The sequence below is a fragment of the Streptomyces sp. NPDC104831 genome, assembly GCF_055583025.1.
Genome location: NZ_JBVJOT010000020.1, coordinates 82,185 through 103,652 on the forward strand (window position 1 = coordinate 82,185; position 21,468 = coordinate 103,652).

Here is a 21,468-nt window from a genome sequence, read left to right on the forward strand (position 1 = left end):
GGTTAAGGGTGTGGCCTTTCGGAGGCCGTCACTACGGTGTGGAAAAAGGTGAGGAAAACCGGTGTCGGCCGAAAGTGGAGATGCGTGGATGAACGGGCCCGGATCCGACTCAGCTCTGGCACGACGGCTCGCCACGGCCGTCCCCTCCCGGCACCGCGCGCTGGTGACCGACCTGGTGCGCACGGCCGTGGCCGAGGCGATCGAGACGGCCCGGCCGGGCACGCCGGCCCCGCTCGATCCGGCCGCGCCCCTCGCCGCGCAGGGACTCGACTCGCTGGCCGCGGTCGACCTGCACCGGCGGCTGACCGCGCTGACCGGCCTCGACCTGCCGGTCGGCCTCGCCTACGACTGCCCGACCGTCCAGGACCTCGCGGCCCGGCTGCTCGCCGAGGTCCACGGCACCCCGGACGCCCCCGCCGAGCCGGCCGGTGACCCGGACCCCGGCGAACCGGTCGCCGTCGTCGGCATGGGCTGCCGCTTCCCCGGCGGCATCGCCTCGCCCGCCGACCTGTGGCGGCTGCTCACCGAGGGGGGCGAGGTGCTGACCGGCTTCCCCCGCGACCGCGGCTGGGACCTGGACGCCCTCTACCACGAGGACCCCGAGGTGCCCGGCAGCACGTACGTGCGCAGCGGCGGATTCCTCGACACCGCCACCGAGTTCGACGCCGACTTCTTCGGGATCAGCCCCCGCGAGGCGCTCGGCATGGACCCGCAGCAGCGGCTCGTGCTGGAGACCTCCTGGCAGGCCCTGGAGGACGCCGGCATCGACCCCACGGCGCTGCGCGGCACCCCGGCCGGCATGTTCCTCGGCGCCGAGATCCAGGAGTACGGCCCGCGCCTGCACGACGCCCCGGACGGCCTGGACGCCTATCTCCTCGCCGGGAACGCCAACAGCGTCATATCCGGCCGCGTCGCCTACGTGCTGGGCACCGAGGGGCCCGCGGTCACCGTGGACACCGCCTGCTCCGCCGCCCTGGTCGCCGTCCACCTGGCGTGCCGCTCGCTCAGGCAGGGCGAGTCCTCGCTCGCGCTCGCCGGCGGCGTGGCCGTCATGGGCGGCCCCGGGGTGTTCACCGCCTTCAGCCGGCAGCGCGGCCTCGCCCCCGACGGACGCTGCAAGGCGTTCTCCGCCACCGCCGACGGCACCGGATTCGCCGAGGGCGTCGGCGTGCTCGTCCTGGAACGGCTCTCCGACGCCCGCCGCAACGGCCACCGGGTGCTGGCCCTGGTGCGCGGCTCGGCCGTCAACCAGGACGGCGCCTCCAACGGCCTGACCGCGCCCAGCGGCACCGCCCAGCAGCGGCTGATCCGCCGGGCGCTCGCCGACGCCGGCCTCACCGCCGCCGACGTCGACGTGGTCGAGGCGCACGGCACCGGCACCCGGCTCGGCGACCCCATCGAGGCCACCGCGCTGCTCGCCACCTACGGCCAGGACCGGCCCGCCGGCGCGCCGCTGCTGCTCGGCTCCGTCAAGTCCAACCTCGGGCACACCCAGGCCGCCGCCGGTGCCGCCGGCCTGATCAAGACCGTCCTCGCCATGGAGCACGGACAGGTACCGGCCACCCTCCACGTCGACGCGCCCACCCCGCACGTCGACTGGTCCTCCGGGGCCGTGGAACTCGTCACCGCGCCGCGCGCCTGGCCCGACACCGGCCGGGCCCGGCGGGCCGGGGTGTCCTCGTTCGGCGTCAGCGGCACCAACGCGCACGTCATCCTCGAACAACCCGGGCCCGAGCCCGAGCCCGAGCTCCGGGCGCCCGGCCCGGACACGCGTCCCGCCCCGCCCGCCGGGACGCCGCTGCCGTTCGTCCTGTCCGCCCGGGGCGAGGCCGCCCTGCGCGCCCGCGCCGCCGACCTGCTGCCGCTGGCGGACGAGGCCGGTCTCGCGGACCTCGCCCACTCGCTGGCCACCACCCGGGCCGCGCTGCCCGACCGGGCCGTCCTCGTCGCCGCCGACCGCGCCGAACTGCGCGCCGCCCTCGACGCCCTGGCCTCCGGGACCACCCCGCCCACCCCGCGCGCCGACGGCGAACTCGGCTTCCTGTTCACCGGGCAGGGCAGCCAGCGCCCCGGCATGGGCCGCGAACTCGCCGACGCCCACCCGGTGTTCGCCGACGCCCTGGACGACGTCTGCGCCCACTTCGACCTCCAGCTCGACCGCCCGCTGAAGGAGATCCTCTTCGCCGGCCCCGGCACCCCGGAGGCGGAGCTGCTGCACCGCACCGAGTACGCGCAGCCCGCGCTGTTCGCCGTGGAGGTGGCCCTGTACCGGCTGCTGGAGAGCTGGGGCCTCGCCCCGGACCAGCTCGCCGGGCACTCCGTCGGGGAGATCGCCGCCGCCCACGTCGCCGGCGTCCTCACCCTCCAGGACGCCACGATCCTGGTCGCCGCGCGTGGCCGGCTGATGCAGGCCCTGCCCGAGGGCGGCGCCATGGTCGCCGTACGCGCCGCCGCGGACGAGGTGGCGCCCCTGCTCACCGCCCGCACCGGCATCGCCGCCGTCAACGGGCCCGCCGCCGTCGTCGTCTCCGGCGACGCGGCCGACGTGGAGCTGATCACCGCCGAACTCGCCGCCCGCGGCCACGACACCAAGCGGCTGCGGGTCAGCCACGCCTTCCACTCGCCGCTGATGGACCCGATGCTGGCCGAGTTCCGCCGGATCGCGCACGTCCTGGATTACGCCGAACCGAGGCTGCCGATCGTCTCCACCGTCACCGGCGGCCCCGTCACCGCCGAACTGCGCGACCCCGAGTACTGGGTGGAGCACGTCCGCGCACAGGTCCGCTTCCACGACGCCGTCCGCTCCCTCGCCGACGCCGGGGTGCGCACCTTCCTGGAGGTCGGCCCGGACGCCGTGCTCTCCGCCATGGGCCCCGACTGCGCCGGCACACCCGGCACCGCGTTCCTGCCGGTGCTGCGGCGCGAGCGGTCCGAGCCGCGCGAGGCTCTCGCCGCGCTGGCCGCCGTCCACGCCCGGGGCGTCCCCGTCGACTGGCGGCGGCACTTCGCCGGCCTCGGCGGGCGCCGGATCGACCTGCCCGGCTACCCCTTCCAGCGGCGCCGGTTCTGGCTGGAGCAGCGCACCGGCACCGACGCCACCGGCCTCGGCCAGCTCCCCGCCGGCCACCCGCTGCTGGCGGCCGTGGTCGCCGTCGGCGCCGAGGGCGTCGTCCTCACCGGCCGTCTGTCCACCCGCGCGCAGCCCTGGCTCGCCGACCACGTCATCGCCGGCCGGGTGCTCCTGCCCGGCACCGCCTTCGTCGAACTCGCCCTGCGCGCGGGCGAGCACGCCGGCGCCGGCACCCTGGAGGAGCTGACCCTCGGCGCCCCGCTCGTGCTGCGCGCCGAGGAGGACATCGCCGTACAGGTCGCCGTCGGCGAACCCGACGCCACCGGCCGGCGCACCGTCACCGTGCACAGCCGCGCGGACCGGGCCGCGCCCTGGACGCAGCACGCCACGGGCGTCCTCACCGCCGCCGCCCCGCCCGAGCCCGTGCCCCTCACCGAGTGGCCGCCGCGCGACGCCCGGCCGCTGGACACCACCGGCGTGTACGCCGATCTCGCCGGACAGGGCTACGACTACGGGCCCGCCTTCCAGGGGCTGCGCGCCGCCTGGCGGCACGGCGACGACGTCTACGCCGAGGTCGCCCTGCCCGAGGACGCGGCCGCCGACGCCGGCGCGTTCGGCCTGCACCCGGCACTGCTCGACGCCGCGCTGCACGCCGCCGACCTCGGCACCCCGCCGCGTCCGGAGGTGCTGGTGCCGTTCGCCTTCACCGGTGTCACCCTGCACGCCACCGGCGCCACCGCCCTGCGCGTACGGATCACCCGCCGGGGCGGCGACACGATCGCCGTGCACCTCGCCGACCCCGCCGGCGCCCCGGTGGCCGCCGTCGAGGCCCTGACCTCCCGACCCGTACCGGACCAGGACGTCCTGTACGCGGTGGACTGGCGGCCGTACCCCCGGCCCGCGACCACCGGGCCCCTGCGGACCGCCGTCCTCACGGACGCCGCCGAGCCGCTGGGGGACGGACCCGCCCCGGACGCCCTCGTGTACCGCGTCCCCGGCCCGGCGGACGCCGACGCCGGCGAGGCGCGCGCCCACGTCCGCCACGTCCTCGGCCTGCTGCGCACCTGGCAGGGCGACGCACGCCTCGCCGGGACCCGGCTGGTCCTCGTCACCCCGCCCGGCAGCCCCGCCCACGCGGCCGTCCGCGGCCTGGTCCGCTCGGCCCAGGCCGAGAACCCCGGCCGCTACGTCCTGGTCGAGCACGAGACGCTGCCCTCCGAGACCGACCTGCGCCGCGTCCTCGCCACCGGCGAACCCGAACTCTCCCTGGCCGACGGCGGGTTCAGCGTGCCCCGGCTGACCGTGCGGCCGCCGGGCGAGGAGACGGCGGCCGACTGGGGCACCGTCCTCGTCACCGGCGGCACCGGCGGCCTCGGCGCGCTCCTCGCCCGCCACCTGGTGGCCGCCCACGGGGTACGCCGCCTGGTGCTCGCCGGCCGCCGCGGCACCGCGCCCGACCTGCACGCCGAACTCACCGCACTGGGCGCCGAGGTGACCGTCGCCGCCTGCGACACGGGCGACCGCGAGGCACTGCGCCGCCTGCTGGAGCGGCACCCGGTGGACTCCGTCGTGCACGCGGCGGGCACCGTCCGCGACGGCGTCGTGGACACCCTCACCGACGCGATGGTCGACGAGGTCTTCCACGCCAAGGCCCTGGGCGCCTGGCACCTGCACGAACTGACCCGGGACCGCCGGCTCGCCCGCTTCGTGCTGTTCTCCTCCCTCGCCGCCGTCCTCGACGGAGCCGGGCAGGGCAACTACGCCGCCGCCAACGCCTACCTGGACGCCCTCGCCGCCCACCGCGCCGCCCTCGGCCTGCCCGCCACCTCCCTCGGCTGGAGCCTGTGGGCCACCGACACCGGCATGGGCGCCGCCCTGGACGACGCCGCCCGCGAACGCATCGCCGCCTACGGCGTGCCCGGACTGTCCGCCGCCCGCTCCCTGGAACTGTTCGACGCCGCCGTCCGCTCCGGCGCCCCCCACCTGCTGCCGGTGGAGATCGACACCGCCGCCGTCCGCCGCCGCCCCGACGGCGTGCCCCCGCTGCTGACCGGCCTCGTCCGCCCGGCCGTCCGCCGGGCCGCGGCGGGCACCGCCCCCGCGCCGGTCACCGACGGACGGCTCGCCGAGCTGCCCGCCGCCGACCGCGACCGCGCCCTGCTCCACCTCGTGCGCACCGAGGTCGCGGCCGTGCTGCGGCACGACGGCCCGTCCGCCGTGGACCCCGGCCGGGCCTTCACCGACCTCGGCTTCGACTCGCTCGCCGCCGTCGAGCTGCGCAACCGGCTGAACACCGCCACCGGGCTGCGGCTGCCCGCCACCCTCGTCTTCGACCACCCCACCTCCCGCGCCCTGGCCGCCCACATCCGCGACACCCTCTTCGGCACCGGCCCCGACCGGACCCCCGCCGCCCCCGCCCGCACCGCCTTGGACGACGACCCGATCGCCATCGTCGGCATGAGCTGCCGCTACCCCGGCGAGGTCCGTTCCCCGGAGGACCTGTGGCGGCTCGTCGCCGACGGCGTCGACGCGGTCGGCGGCTTCCCGGCGGACCGCGGCTGGGACACCGAGGCGCTGTACGACCCCGAGCCGGGCACCCCCGGCCGCACCTACACCCGCGAGGGCGCCTTCCTGTACGACGCGGCCGGGTTCGACGCCGGCTTCTTCGGCATCGGCCCCCGCGAGGCCACCGCCATGGACCCCCAGCAGCGGCTCCTGCTGGAGGTGTCCTGGGAGGCCCTGGAGCGCTCCGCCATCGACCCGCACCGGCTGCGCGGCTCCCGCACCGGTGTGTTCGCGGGCGTCATGTACCACGACTACGGCACCTGGCTCGCCGAGGTCCCCGAGGACCTCGCCGCCTACCTCGGCAACGGCAGCCTCGGCAGCGTCGTCTCCGGCCGGGTCGCCTACGCCCTCGGCCTGGAGGGGCCGGCCGTCACCGTCGACACCGCATGCTCCTCCTCGCTGGTCACCCTGCACCTGGCGGCCCAGGCGCTGCGGCAGGGCGAGTGCGACCTCGCCCTGGTCGGCGGCGTCACCGTCATGTCGACACCTGACACCTTCGTGGACTTCGCCCGGCAGCGCGGACTGGCCGCCGACGGCCGCTGCAAGTCCTTCGCCGCCGCGGCCGACGGCACCGGCTGGGGCGAGGGCGCCGGCATGCTCGTCGTGGAACGCCTCTCCGACGCCCGCCGCAACGGCCACCGGGTCCTCGCCCTGGTGCGCGGCTCCGCCGTCAACTCCGACGGCGCCTCCAACGGCCTGACCGCCCCCAACGGCCCCTCCCAGCAGCGCGTCATCCGCGCCGCGCTGGCCTCCGCCGGGCTCACCCCGGCCGACGTGGACGCCGTCGAGGCGCACGGCACGGGGACGACGCTGGGCGACCCGATCGAGGCGCAGGCGCTGCTGGCCACCTACGGCCAGGACCGCGAGGAGCCGCTGTGGCTGGGCTCGGTCAAGTCCAACATGGGGCACACCCAGGCCGCGGCCGGGGTCGCCGGGATCATCAAGATGGTCATGGCGATGCGCCACGGCGTGCTGCCCAGGACCCTGCACGTCGACGCGCCGTCGCACCAGGTCGACTGGAGTGCCGGCGCCGTGGAACTGCTCACCGAGCGGCGCCCGTGGCCCGAGACCGGCCGGCCCCGCCGGGCGGGCGTCTCCTCCTTCGGGATCAGCGGCACCAACGCCCACGTGATCCTGGAGGAGTTCCCCGCACCCGAGCCCGCCGAACCGGACCCCGCCACCGCCCCGCCGGTCCTTGCCCTCCCCGTCTCCGCCCGCTCACCCGAGGCCCTGCGCGGCCAGGCCCGGCGGCTGCTGGACCTGACCGGCACCGCCCCCGCCGACCTCGGCCTGGCCCTCGCCACCACCCGCGCCACCCACCCGCACCGCGCCGTCCTCCTCGCCACCGACGCCGACCGGACGGCCACCGCCCTGGACGCCCTCGCCCACGGCACCGAGGCCCCCGGACTGCTGGTGACCGGCACCGCGACCGACGGCGACCTGGCCTACCTGTTCTCCGGCCAGGGCGCCCAGCGCCCCGGCATGGGGCGCGACTGGTACGACGCCTTCCCCGTCTACGCCGAACACTTCGACCGCGTCGCCGCGCTCTTCGACAAGCACCTCGAACGGCCCCTCGCCGAGGTCGTCCTCGGCGACGATCCCGCGGCCCTGGAGCAGACCGCCTACACCCAGGCCGCCCTGTTCACCACCCAAGTGGCCCTCTACCGGCTGCTGGAGTCCTTCGGACTGCGCCCGGACCGGCTCGCCGGGCACTCCGTCGGCGAGTTCGCCGCCGCGCACGTCGCCGGCGTGTGGTCGCTGCCGGACGCCGTCACCGCCGTCGCCGCCCGCGGCCGGCTCATGCAGGCGCTGCCCGCGGGCGGCGCGATGGTCGCCGTCCAGGCGTCCGAGGAGGAGGTCGCCGCGCTGGTGGACGGCGAGCGGTGCGCGATCGCCGCCGTCAACGGCCCTGCGGCCGTGGTCGTCTCCGGCGACGAGGACGCCGTCACCGAGGTCGCCGCACACTTCGCCGGCGCCCGCCGGCTGCGCGTCTCGCACGCCTTCCACTCGCCCCGCATGGCCCCCATGCTGGCCGCCTTCCGGGACGTCATGGCCGCTCTGCCGGCCGCCGAACCGGCCATACCGATCGTCTCCACCCTCACCGGCGCCCCGGCCACCGCCGCCGATCTCGGCTCCGCCGACTACTGGGCACGGCACGTGCGGGAGACCGTCCGCTTCGCCGACGCGGTCGCCACGCTGGCCGCGCAGGGCACCGGCACCTTCCTCGAACTCGGCGCCGCCCCCGTGCTCACCGCCCTCGGCCCCGACTGCCTGCCGGACGCCGAGGACACCGCCTTCGTCCCCGCCGCCCGCAAGGACACCGCCGAGCTGCCCGGCCTGCTCGCCGCCCTGGCCGCCGTCCACACCCGGGGCCACGACGTCGACTGGGCCGTGCTGTACGGGACGTACGCGGGGCGCCCGGTCGACCTGCCCACCTACGCCTTCGCCCACCAGCGGTACTGGCTGCCCGTGCCCGCCGTCACCGCCGGCGACGCCGCCGGGCACGGGCTCGCCGCCGCCGGGCACCCGCTGGTCAGCGCCCGCCTGGACCTGCCCGGCGACGCCGGGGTGCTGCTCACCGGCCGGATCTCCACCGCCACCCACCCGGTCCTCGCCGACCACGCCGTGCTGGGCACGGTCCTGGTGCCCGGCGCCGCACTGGTCGACCTCGCCCTGCACGCCGGACGCCTGACCGGCCGTCCCGTCCTGGACGAGCTGACCCTGCACGCCCCGCTGGCGCTGCCCGGCGACACCGCCGTCCGCCTCCAGGTCGCCGCCCGCGCCGACGGCACCGTGGAGATCCACTCCCGCGCCGAGCACGCCCCTGCCGACGAGGGCTGGACCCACCACGCCAGCGGCACCCTCACCGACTCCGCACCCGCCCCCGCGCCCGCGGCCGGCGCCTGGCCGCCGCCCGGGGCCACCCCGCTCGACGTCGGCGGCCTCTACCCGCGCCTGCACACCGAGGGCTACGACTACGGCCCCGTCTTCCAGGGCGTCCGGGCCGCCTGGCGGGACGGCGACACCCTCCTCGCCGACCTGGAACTGCCCGCACGGGCGGGCCAGGACGCCGCCCGGCACGTCCTGCACCCCGCGCTGCTGGACTCCGCCCTGCACGTCACCTCCCTGCTCGACGGCGAACCGGCGCCCGACGGGCCGTCCGACGGCGTCGCCCTGCCCTTCGCCTGGACCGGGGTCACCGTGCACGCCCAGGCGTCCCTGACCGCCCGGGTCCGCGTCACCCGCCACACCGACGGCACCCGCATCGAGCTGGCGGACACCGACGGCCGGCCCCTGGCCACCGTCGCCTCCTACGTCACCCGGCCGGTCACCGCCGACCGGCTCACCCGGCGCCGCCGCCACCTCTACGCCGTCGCCGAGACACCCCTGCCCGAGGCCGCCGGGCGCCCCGACCGCCGGAGCTGGGCGGTCCTCGGCGACGACGACCTCGGCCTCGGCGCCCCCCTCCACCCCGGCCTGGAGGCGCTCGGCACCCCGGTGCCGGACGTGGTGATCCTGCCCGTCACGGCTCCCCGCGCGGACGACGTGCCCGCGGCCGTGCGCGGCGCGCTCGGCCGCACCCTGGAGGTCCTGCGGTCCTGGACGGCCGACGACCGGTACGCCGGCTCGGTGCTCGTGGTCCTCACCGGCGGCTCACTCGCCGACGCGGCGGTGCACGGACTGGTGCGGGCCGCACAGGCCGAGGACCCCGGCCGGATCCTCCTCGTCGGGCGGGCCGCCCCCGGCGCACCCGTGCCCGACCGGGCCGCGCTGGCCGCCCTCCTCGACTCCGGGGAGCCCGAGGTCCGCTGGCGGGACGGCACCGCCCACGCGCCCCGCCTGGTCCGCGCCGACGACACCGAGACCGCGGACCGCCCGTGGGGCACCGTCCTCGTCACCGGCGGCACCGGCGGACTCGGCGCCCTCGTCGCCCGCCACCTGGCCGCCCGGCACGGCGTCACCCGCCTGGTGCTGACCAGCCGCCGCGGCCCCGACGCGCCCGGCGCCGCCGCACTGCGCGCCGACCTCGCGGACCTCGGCGCCGAGGCCGACCTCGTCGCCTGCGACGTCGCCGACCGCGCCGCGCTCGCCGCCCTGCTCACCGCGCACCCCGTGGACAGCGTCGTGCACACCGCCGGCGTCCTGGACGACGCCCTGATCGGCTCGCTGACCCCGGCGCGGCTGGACACCGTCCTGCGGCCCAAGGCGGACGCCGCCTGGCACCTGCACGACCTGACCCGGGACAGGGAACTGGCCCACTTCGTGCTGTTCTCCTCGGCCGCCGGCACCCTCGACGCCTCCGGGCAGGGCAACTACGCCGCCGCCAACGCCTTCCTCGACGCCCTGGCCGCCCACCGCGCCGCCCTCGGCCTGCCCGCCACCTCCCTCGCCTGGGGCCTGTGGTCCGGCGGCGGCATGGGCGCCGCGCTCGGCACGGCCGACGTCCAGCGCATCGAACGCACCGGCATCGGCGCGCTCGACCCGGACGAGGCACTGGACCTGTTCGACGCCGCCGTGGCCGCGGGCACCCCCGCCCTGGTCCCGGTACGGCTGGACACCGCCGCCCTGCGCCGCCGCGCCGACGACGTCCCGGCCGTGCTGCGGACCCTGGCCGGCGCCACCGCCCGCCCGGACCGCGCCGACCACGCCCGCACCCTCGGCGAACGGCTGGCCGCCCTGCCCGCCGCCGACCACGAGCACACCGTGCTGGAGGCGGTCCGCACCGAAGTGGCCGCCGTCCTCGGCCACCCCGGGCCCGCCGCCGTGGAACCCCGCCGCGCCTTCACCGAACTCGGCTTCGACTCGCTCGCCGCCGTGGAACTGCGCAACCGCCTGGGCGCGGCCAGCGGACTGCGGCTGCCCTCCACCCTCATCTTCGACTACGCCACCCCGGCCGCCCTCGCCGGCCACCTCCTCCAGCGGCTGCGGCCGGAGCCCGAGCCGGCCGCGCCCGGCGACGACGACGAGGTGCGCGCCCTGATCTCCCGCATCCCCGTCGCCCGCCTCCGCGCCGCCGGACTGCTGGACAGCCTGCTGAAGCTGTCCGAGCCCGCCGCGGACCCCGCCCCCGCCGAACCGGCCAGGGACATCAGGACCATGGCCGTGGCCGACCTGGTGCGCGCCGCCCTCGACCGCACCGCCCCCCAGTGACCCACCCCCGGTGCCGGACGACGCGCCGCGTCCGGCACCGGGCCACCCGCACCGGCGCACCCGCCACCGCGTCACCAGCGCCGCCGAGCCAGCAGGGAGCGACACCGACCGTGGACACATCCGTCGAGCAGATCGTCGAGGCGCTGCGCGAGTCATTGCTCGAGAACGAGCGGCTGCGCGTGCAGAACGAACGGATCACCGAGGCGGCGCACGAGCCCGTCGCGATCGTCGCCATGAGCTGCCGCTACCCCGGCGGCGTACAGACCCCCGAACAGCTGTGGCAGCTGGTCGACACCGGCACGGACGCCGTCGGCGACTTCCCCGACGACCGCGGCTGGGACGTCGAGGGCATCTACGACCCCGACCCCGACACCCCCGGCCGCACCCATGTCCGCGAGGGCGGATTCCTGTACGACGCGGCCCGGTTCGACCCCGGCTTCTTCGGCATCAGCCCCCGCGAGGCCCTCGCCATGGACCCGCAGCAGCGGCTGCTGCTGGAGACCGCCTGGGAGGCCTTCGAGCGCGCCGGCATCGACCCGCACACCCTCAAGGGCAGCCGCACCGGCATCTACGCGGGCGTCATGTACCACGACTACGGCAGCTGGCTCACCGACGTCCCCGAGGGCGTCGAGGGCTACCTCGGCAACGGCAACCTCGGCAGCGTCGCCTCCGGCCGCGTCTCCTACCTCCTCGGCCTGGAGGGGCCCGCCGTCACCGTCGACACCGCCTGCTCCTCCTCCCTGGTCGCCCTGCACCTCGCCGTCCAGGCCCTGCGCACCGGCGAGTGCACCCTCGCCCTGGCCGGCGGCGTGACCGTCATGTCCACCCCGGACACCTTCGTCGACTTCTCCCGTCAGCGCGGCCTCGCCCTCGACGGCCGCTGCAAGTCCTTCGCCGACGGCGCCGACGGCACCGGCTGGGGCGAGGGCGCCGGCCTGCTCCTGCTGGAGCGGCTCTCCGACGCCCGCCGCAACGGCCACCGGGTGCTGGCCGTCGTCCGCGGCTCGGCCGTCAACCAGGACGGCGCCTCCAACGGCCTGACCGCCCCCAACGGCCCCTCCCAGCAGCGCGTCATCCGCGCCGCCCTCGCGGGCGCCCGCCTCGAACCCCACCAGGTGCACGCCGTCGAGGCGCACGGCACCGGCACCCCGCTCGGCGACCCCATCGAGGCGCAGGCGCTGCTCGCCACCTACGGCCAGGACCGGGCCGAGCCGCTGTGGCTGGGCTCGGTCAAGTCGAACATCGGGCACACCCAGGCCGCCGCCGGGGTCGCCGGCGTCATCAAGATGGTCATGGCGATGCGCCACGGCCGGCTCCCCAGGACCCTGCACGCCGAACACCCCACCACCCAGGTCGACTGGGACGCGGGCGCCGTCGAACTGCTCCGCGAGGCCCGGGACTGGCCCGACGACGGCGAGCCCCGCCGCGCCGCCGTCTCCTCCTTCGGCATCAGCGGCACCAACGCACACGTCATCATCGAGGCCGCCCCCGAGACCGAACCCCGCGCCGCGGACCCCGCCTGGAACGGCCCGCTCCCGCTGGTGCTGTCCGGCAACGGCCCCCGCGGCCTGGCCGCCCAGGCCCGCCGCCTCCTCGACCACCTCGCCACCGGCGCCGACCCCGTCCCCGACATCGCCCACACCCTCGCCACCGGGCGCGCCGCGCTGGACGAGCGGGCCGTCGTCACCGCGGCCCACCCGGCCGCCCTCACCGCCGGGCTGACCGCCCTCGCCGAGGGCGACGACACCGCGCCGAACGTGGTGCGCGGCCGGCCGGCGGGGGAGTCCCGCGTCGCCTTCGTCTTCCCCGGGCAGGGCTCCCAGTGGGCCGGCATGGCCGCCGACCTCCTCGACACCTCACCGGTGTTCGCCGCGCGCATGGCCGACTGCGCCGCCGCCCTCGCCCCCGTCACCGACTGGGACCTCCTCGAGACCGTACGGGCCCGGCAGCCGCTGGACCGCGTGGACGTCGTCCAGCCCGTGCTGTGGGCGATCATGGTGTCCCTCGCCGAGGTGTGGCGCGCCCACGGGATCCGGCCGGCCGCCGTCGTCGGCCACTCCCAGGGCGAGATCGCCGCCGCCTGCGTGGCCGGCGCGCTCTCCCTCGCCGACGGCGCCCGCGTGGTGGCCCTGCGCAGCCGGGCCATCGCCCGGGAACTGTCCGGCCGCGGCGGCATGATGTCGGTGGCCCTGCCCGAGGCCCGGGTCCGCGACCTCCTCGCGCCCTACGCCGGCCGGGTCTCGGTGGCCGCCGTCAACGGCGCCTCCTCCGTGGTGCTGTCCGGCGACGCCGACGCCCTCGACGCGCTCCGCGCGGCCGTCGTGGCCGGCGGCGACCGCGCCAAGCGGCTCCCCGTGGACTACGCCTCGCACTCCGCGCACGTCGAGTCGATCCGGGAGCGACTCCTCGCCGACCTGGCGGGCATCCGGCCCCGGCCCGCCGAGGTGCCGTTCTACTCCACCGTCACCGGCACCCGCCTCGACACCACCGGCCTGGACGCCGGCTACTGGTACACCAACCTCCGGCAGACCGTGCTGTTCGCACCGGCCACCCGCACCCTGCTCGACGCCGGGTACGGCGTGTTCGTCGAGTGCAGCCCGCACCCCGTGCTGCTGCACAGTGTCGAGGAGACCGCCGACACCGCCGGCGCCACCGTCACCGGCCTCGGCTCCCTGCGCCGCGACGACGGCGGCGCCGAGCGCCTGCTGACCGCCCTCGGCGAGGCATTCGTCGCCGGCCTCCCGGTGGACTGGGCACCCGTCTTCGACGGTCTGCCGGTGCGCACCGCCGACCTGCCCACCTACGCCTTCCAGCGCGAGCGGTACTGGCTGGGCCGGTCCGCCGGCGGCGGCGACGTCACCGCCGCCGGACTCCAGACCACCGGCCACCCCCTGCTCGGCGCCGCCGTCCCGGTCGCCGAGGGCGGCACCGTGTTCACCGGCCGGCTCGCCACCGCCACCACACCCTGGCTGGCCGACCACGCCGTGTCCGGCACCCCCCTGCTGCCCGGCACCGCCCTGGTCGAACTGGCCCTCGGCGCCGGCCACCGGCTCGGCTGCGGGCACCTGGCCGAACTCACCCTCCAGGCACCGCTGACCCTGCCCGAGCGGGGCGCCGTCCAGCTCCAGCTGCACGTGGCCGCCGCCGACGACACCGGACACCGCGCGCTGACCGTCCACTCCCGCCCCGAGGGCGACGACGACACCGCCTGGACGCGGCACGCCACCGGCCTGCTCGCCCCCCGGGCCGCCGCCCCCGCCTTCGACCTCACGGCCTGGCCGCCGCCGGGCGCGCGGCCCGTACCGGCCGAGGACGCCTACGACCGCCTGGCCGCCCTCGGCTACGACTACGGGCCCGCCTTCCAGGGGCTGCGCGCCGTGTGGCGGCGCGGCGACGAGACGTTCGCCGAGGTCGAACTCCCCGGCGAGGCGGACGGGTTCGCCCTGCACCCGGCCCTGTTCGACGCCGCGCTGCACGCCGACGGCCTCACCGCCGACGGCCGGGACGGCACCCGGCTGCCGTTCTCCTGGACCGGGGTCTCGCTGTACGCGGCCGGGGCCACCGCCCTGCGGGTCCGCCTGCACGGCACCGGGGACGCGCTCGCCCTCCAGCTCGCCGACCCCACGGGCGCCCCGGTCGCCGAGGCCGAGTCCCTGGTCTCCCGGCCCGTCGACCCGGCCGCGCTCACCTCCGCCGCCCGCGCCGACGCCCTGTACCGGCTGGACTGGCCGGCCCTGCCGGTACCCGAGGCACCCACGCCCGGGTACACGGTCCTGGACGAACGGGGCCCGGCCGCGCTGGAGACCGTCCCGGCGTGGGTGGTGCTGCCCGCCGGCGGCGACGGCCCGGGCACCGGCACACACCGGGCGGCCGAGCGCGTGCTGAGCGCCGTACAGGACTGGCTGGCCGACGAACGCACCGCCGACGCCCGGCTGCTGGTCCTCACCCGGGGCGCCGTGGCGGCGGGCCGGGAGGACGTCACCGACCTGACGGGCGCCGCGGTGTGGGGCCTGGTCCGGGCGGCCCAGGGGGAGCACCCCGGGCGGTTCGTGCTCGTGGACTCCTTCGCCGATGTCGCCGATGTCGCCGGCGCCGCCGTGGCCGCCGCCGCGGCGAGCGGTGAACCCCAGCTCGCCCTGCGCGACGGCGCCGTGCGCGTGCCCCGGCTCGCCCGGGCCACCCCGCGGGGCCAGGCACCGGCCCTCGACCCGGACGGCACCGTGCTGATCACCGGCGGTACCGGTGTGCTCGGCGCCCTGGTCGCCCGGCACCTGGTCGCCGAGCACGGCGTCCGCCACCTGGTGCTGGCCGGCCGCAGCGGCACCGCCGCCGAGGACTTCGCCGGCCTGGACGCCGAGGTCACCGTGGCCCGCTGCGACGCCGCCGACCGGGACCAACTGGCCGGGCTGCTCGCCGGGATACCACCGCACCGCCCGCTGACCGCCGTCTTCCACCTCGCCGGCGTCCTGGACGACGGCCTGGTGACCGACCAGACGGCCGAGCGCCTGGCCGCCGTGCTGCGGCCCAAGGCGGACGCCGCCTGGCACCTGCACGAGCTGACCCGCGACCTCGGCCTCGCCGCCTTCGTACTGTTCTCCTCCGCCGCGGGCACGGTCGACGGCGCGGGCCAGTCCGGCTACGCCGCCGCCAACGCCTTCCTCGACGCGCTGGCCGCCCACCGCACCCACCACGGCCTGCCCGCGCACTCGCTGGCCTGGGGCTTCTGGGAGCAGCGCACCGGCCTGACCGCGCACCTCACCGACGCCGACGTGGCCCGCATGGCCCGCGCGGGCGTCCGCCCGCTGTCCACCGAGGAGGGGCTGCGCCTGCTCGACGCGGCCCTGGGCGCCGCCGAGCCGCTGCTGCTCCCGGTCGGCCTGGACACGGCCGCGCTGCGCCGGGCCACGGACGTCCCGGCGGTGCTGCGCGGCCTGGTGCCCGCCCGCGTCCGCCGCACGGCGGCCACCCGCGCGGACTCCGCCCCGCTCGCCGACCGGCTCGCCGCCCTCGGCCCCGCCGAGCGCGACGCGGCCCTCCTGGAACTGGTCCGCACCCAGGTCGCCGCCGTGCTCGGCCACGGCAGCGACATGACGCTGGATCCGCGCCGCTCCTTCCGCGAGTCCGGGTTCGACTCGCTGACGGCGGTGGAACTGCGCAACCGGCTGGGCGCCGCGGTGGGCCTGCGCCTGCCCGCCACCCTGGTCTTCGACTACCCGGACGCGGGCGCGCTCGTCGCCCACCTCAGGACGGAACTGTTCGGCGAGGACGACGGGTCCGCCGCCGACGTCACCGTGCGGGAGGCGGACGAGCCGGTCGCCATCGTCGCCATGGCCTGCCGCTACCCCGGCGGCGTCGCCACCCCCGAGGAGCTGTGGCGGCTGCTGGCCGACGGCGGCGACGGCATCGGCGCCTTCCCCGCCGACCGCGGCTGGGACCTGGACGGCCTGTACGACCCGGAGCCCGGCAAGGCCGGCCACTCCGTCACCCGGTCCGGCGGATTCCTGTACGACGCCGCCGACTTCGACCCCGACTTCTTCGGCATCGGCCCGCGCGAGGCCCTGGCCATGGACCCGCAGCAGCGGCTGCTGCTGGAGACGTCCTGGGAGGCGCTGGAGCGGGCCGGCATCGACCCGCACTCCGTGCGCGGCAGCCGTACCGGCGTGTTCGCGGGCGTCATGTACCACGACTACGGCAGCCGGCTGCGCCGCGTCCCCGAGGCCGTGCGCGACCACCTCGGCAACGGCAGCCTCGGCAGCGTGGCCTCCGGCCGGGTCGCCTACGCCCTCGGCCTGGAGGGCCCGACGCTCACGGTCGACACGGCCTGCTCGTCGTCCCTGGTGGCGCTGCACCTGGCCGCGCAGGCGCTGCGGCAGGGCGAGTGCACGCTGGCGCTGGCGGGCGGGGTGTCCGTGATGTCGACCGTCGACACGTTCGTGGACTTCAGCAGGCAGCGCAACCTGGCGGCCGACGGCCACGCCAAGTCCTTCGCCGACGCGGCGGACGGCACGGCCCTGTCCGAGGGCGCCGGCATGCTGGTGCTGGAGCGGCTCTCCGACGCCCGCCGCAACGGTCATCCGGTGCTGGCCGTCGTCCGGGGCTCCGCCGTCAACCAGGACGGCGCCTCCAACGGCCTCACCGCCCCCAACGGCCCCTCCCAGCAGCGGGTGATCCGGCAGGCGCTGGCCGCCGCGCACCTCACCCCGGCCGACGTGGACGCCGTCGAGGCGCATGGCACGGGGACGACGCTGGGCGACCCGATCGAGGCGCAGGCGCTGCTGGCCACCTACGGCCAGGACCGGGCCGAGCCGCTGTGGCTGGGCTCGGTCAAGTCGAACATCGGGCACACCCAGGCCGCGGCCGGGGTCGCCGGGATCATCAAGATGGTCATGGCGATGCGCCACGGCGTGCTGCCCAGGACCCTGCACGTGGACAAGCCGTCGTCCCAGGTCGACTGGGAGGCGGGGAACGTACGGCTGCTGACCGAGGAACGCCCGTGGCCGGCCACGGACCGGCCGCGCCGGGCGGCGGTGTCCTCCTTCGGCATCAGCGGCACCAACGTCCACACCATCATCGAGGAGGCACCCGCCGAGGAGCCCGCACCGGACCCGGCCCCGGTCCCGCTGCTGCCGCTCGTCGTCTCCGGGGCCACCCCCGAGGCGCTGGCCGCCCAGGCCGCCCGGCTGCGCGCGGTCGCCGGCCGGCCGCTGCCCGACCTCGCCCGCTCCCTGGCCACGGGCCGCGCCGCCCTCACCCACCGGGCCGCCGTCGTCGCCCGCGACGAGGACGAACTCCTCGCCGCGCTCACCGCGCTGGCCGACGGCACCGGCTCCGACGCCGTGGTCCGCGGCCGGCCCGAAGGCGGCAAGACGGCCGTCCTCTTCACCGGCCAGGGCGCCCAGCGCCCGGGCATGGGCCGGGGCCTGTACGCCGCCCACCCCGCCTTCCGGGACGCGCTCGACGAGGTCTGCCGGGCACTCGACGCCCATCTCGACCGCCCGCTGCGGGAGGTGATGTGGGCCGAGCCCGGCACCGAGGACGCCGGCCTGCTCGACCACACCCTCTACACCCAGAGCGCCCTGTTCGCCGTGGAGACCGCCGCGTACCGGCTGCTGGAGTCCCACGGCGTACGCCCGGACCGGCTGGCCGGCCACTCCATCGGCGAACTGACGGCCGCGCACGTCGCCGGGGTGTGGGACCTCGCGGACGCCGCCCGGCTGGTCGCCGCGCGCGGCCGGCTGATGCAGGCGCTGCCCGCCGGGGGCGCGATGCTCGCCCTCGACGCCACCGAGGCCGAGGTGCTGCCCCACCTCGGCCCCGAGGTGTCCGTCGCCGCCGTCAACGGGCCCCGCGCCGTCGTCGTCTCCGGCACCGAGGCCGCCGTGGCCGCGGTCGCCGCCGCCTTCCCCGGCCGCCGCACCCGGCGGCTGCGGGTCAGCCACGCCTTCCACTCGCCGCTGATGGACCCGATGCTCGCGGAGTTCGAGAAGACGGCCCGGGAGCTGCGGTACGCGCCGCCCGCGATCCCCCTCGTCTCCAACCTGACCGGAGCGCTCGCCGGCGAGGACGAGGTGTGCGACCCCGGGTACTGGGTGCGGCACGTCCGCGAGACGGTCCGCTTCGGCGACGGCGTCCGCGCGCTGGAGGCCGACGGGGTGCGCACCTTCCTCGAACTCGGACCCGACGCCGTCCTGACGGCCCTGGGCGCGCACGCCGTCGCCGACGCCGGACGGTCGGCGTTCGTCCCGGCGCTGCGCCGCGACCGGGACGAGGAGCGGACCTTCGCGGCCCTGCTCGGCACCGCCCACGTGCGCGGGGTCCCCGTCGACTGGCGGCGGGTGTTCGCCGGCACCGGCGCCCGCCGCACCGACCTGCCCACCTACGCCTTCCAGCGGCGGCGGCTGTGGCTGGACGACGAGCCCGGCACGGTCGCCGACGCGGGCGGCCTCGGCCAGGCCCCGACCGGGCACCCGATGCTCGGCGCGGCCCTGGACCTCGCCGACGACGACCGGGTCACCCTCACCGGCCGCCTCTCCCTGGCCACCCACCCCTGGCTCGGCGACCACGCCGTGGCCGGTGTCGTCCTCGTGCCGGGCAGCGCCCTCGTCGAACTGGCCGTCCAGGCCGGCGACCGCACCGGCTGCCCGCACCTCGCGGAACTCACCCTGGAACGCCCGCTGGTGCTGCCCGGGAACGGCGCCGTCCACCTCCAGGTGACCGCCGCCGCCCCCGGCGCCGACGGGCACCGGACGCTCACCGTGCACGCCCGCCCGGAGGGCACGGACGGTACGTGGACCCGGCACGCCACCGGCGTCCTCGCCCCCCGCACCGCACCGGAACCGGCCGCCCTGACCGACTGGCCGCCCGCCGGCGCCGTACCCGTGGACGTCACCGGTACCTACGACCACCTGGCCGCGCAGGGCTACGCCTACGGCCCGCTGTTCCGCTGCCTGCGCGGCGCGTGGCGGCTCGGCGCGGAGGTCTGGGCCGAACTCGCCCTGCCCGAGCCCGCCGCGGCCGACGGCTTCGCCCTGCACCCGGCGCTGCTCGACTCCACCCTGCACGCCATCGACCTGCTCGACGGCCAGGACCCGACCGTGCTCACCCTGCCCTTCTCCTGGGAGGGCGTCACCCTGCACGCGACCGGTGCCACGGCGGTGCGGCTGCGGCTGACCCCGCACGGCACCGACCACATGACCCTGCGCCTGTACGACGGCACGGGCGCGCCCGTGGCCGAGGTGACCGCGCTGCGCATCCGCCAGGTGACCGCCGACCAGCTGAACGCGGCCGCGCCCGAGCCCGGCGACCTGTTCGGGCTGCGGTGGACCGAGCTGCCGGTCCCCGCGGGCGGCCCGGCGCCCGCACCGCGCACCCTCACCGCGGATCCCGCCCCCGGCGCCGAACCGCCCGTGGTGGCCCGCGAGACCGCCGTACGCGTCCTCGCCGCGCTGCGACGGCACCTCGCCGACGCACCCGACGGCGTGCCGCTGGTGGTGCTGACCCGGTCCGCCGTCGCCGTCCACGCCGACGACGTGCCCGACCCGGCGCAGGCCGTGATCTGGGGCCTGGTGCGGTCGGCCGCGGTCGAGCACCCGGGCCGCCTCGTCCTCGTCGACACCGACGGCGAGGACGCCTCGGCCGGCGCCCTCCCGGCCGCCGTGGCCACCGGCGCCCCCGAACTCGCCCTGCGCGCCGGCACGGCGTACGCCCCGGAGCTGACCCGCGTCACCGCCCCGGACCCGGAGACCACCGGCCGGGCGACCGATCCGGACCCGGAGCGAGTCGTTCTGGACCCGGAGGGGACCGTTCTGGTCACCGGTGGCACCGGGAGCCTCGGGCGGCTGCTGGCCCGGCACCTGGTGACCCGGCACGGCGTCCGGCACCTGCTGCTGGCAGGCCGGGGCGGGCGGCTGCCCGAGCCCGGCGCCCTGGACGACCTGGCCGCCCTGGGCGCGAGCGTGACCGTCGCCGCCTGCGACGTCACCGACCGGGCCGCGCTCGCCGGCCTGCTGGCGTCCGTGCCCCCCGCGCACCCGCTGACCGCCGTCGTGCACGCCGCGGGGGTCCTGGACGACGGCCTGGTCACCGACCTCACCGCCGAACGGCTGGAGGCGGTCATGCGCCCCAAGGCCGACGCCGCCTGGCACCTGCACGAGCTGACCCGCGACCTCGGCCTCGCCGCGTTCGTGCTGTTCTCGTCCGCCGCCGGCACCCTGGGCGCGGCGGGCCAGGCCAACTACGCGGCGGGGAACGCCTTCCTGGACGCCCTGGCCGTCCGGCGGCGCGCCGAGGGGCTGCCCGCCCTCTCGCTGGGCTGGGGACTGTGGGACACGGGGGAGGGGATGGCGGCCGGGCTCGGCGAGACCGAGCTGCGCCGGCTGGCCCGCGACGGCATCCTGCCGCTGCCCGCCGACCGCGCCCTGGCCCTGTTCGACCGTGCGCTGACCGCCGGGCGGGCACCGGCCGCCGACCGGGCCCTGCTGCTGCCGGTGCGCGTGCGGGTCACCGAGGACGCCCCCGCCCTGGTACGCAACCTCGCCCCCGCCGCCGCACGGCGCCCCGCCCGCCCGGCGGCCGTCCTCGCGCCCGCGACCGCCGAGCCGCTGCCGGAGCGGCTGGCCCGCCTCGGCGCCGCCGACGCGCTGGAGCTGCTGGTGGAGACGGTGTGCGGGCATGTCGCCGACGTCCTCGGCCATGCCTCCGGCAGCGCCGTCGACCCCCAGCGCCCCCTGGGCGACCTGGGCGTGGACTCGCTGGCCGCGCTGGAACTGCGCAACCGGCTCGGCGCGGACACCGGCCTGCGCCTGTCCACCACGCTCACCTTCGACTACCCGACCTCCGACGCCCTCGCCCGGCACCTGTTCACGGAGCTGGGCGGCGACCGTGCCGCCGGGCCGGCCGTCGACGTCGAGGCGGAAGTGGTGCGGCTGGAGGAGGTGCTGGGGAGCGCGCTGGACTCGTCCGCACTGGACGAGGAGCAGCGCGCCCGGGTGGCGGCCCGGCTGCGCACCCTCAGCGCGCGCTGGGACGGCACCGGCGAGTGGCGCGAGGGCGGCACCGGGGCCGTCGGCGGGACGGGGCTGGAGACGGCCACCGCCGACGAGCTGTTCGGCATCCTGGACGACGAACTCGGCAGCTTCAGCTGACCGGGTGGCGCGCGGCACGCGGCCCCGCCGGTGACCTCC

2 protein-coding genes are annotated in these 21,468 nt (G+C 77.6%); both read left to right on the plus strand.

Annotated elements, in window-relative coordinates:
* The first annotated feature begins 88 nt into the window (after positions 1–88).
* On the plus strand, positions 89–10,786 hold the full coding sequence (locus ACZ63H_RS16275; RefSeq protein ID WP_469865429.1) for an SDR family NAD(P)-dependent oxidoreductase: 10,698 nt from the start codon (positions 89–91) through the stop codon (positions 10,784–10,786).
* A 110-nt stretch (positions 10,787–10,896) separates the two neighbouring features.
* On the plus strand, positions 10,897–21,429 hold the full coding sequence (locus ACZ63H_RS16280; RefSeq protein ID WP_469865431.1) for an SDR family NAD(P)-dependent oxidoreductase: 10,533 nt from the start codon (positions 10,897–10,899) through the stop codon (positions 21,427–21,429).
* Positions 21,430–21,468: the final 39 nt, after the last annotated feature.

Excerpts from the sequence above, each read along its gene's own strand:
- ACZ63H_RS16275 (WP_469865429.1), top strand. The coding sequence starts at position 89 with ATGAACGGGCCCGGATCCGACTCAGCTCTGGCACGACGGCTCGCCACG.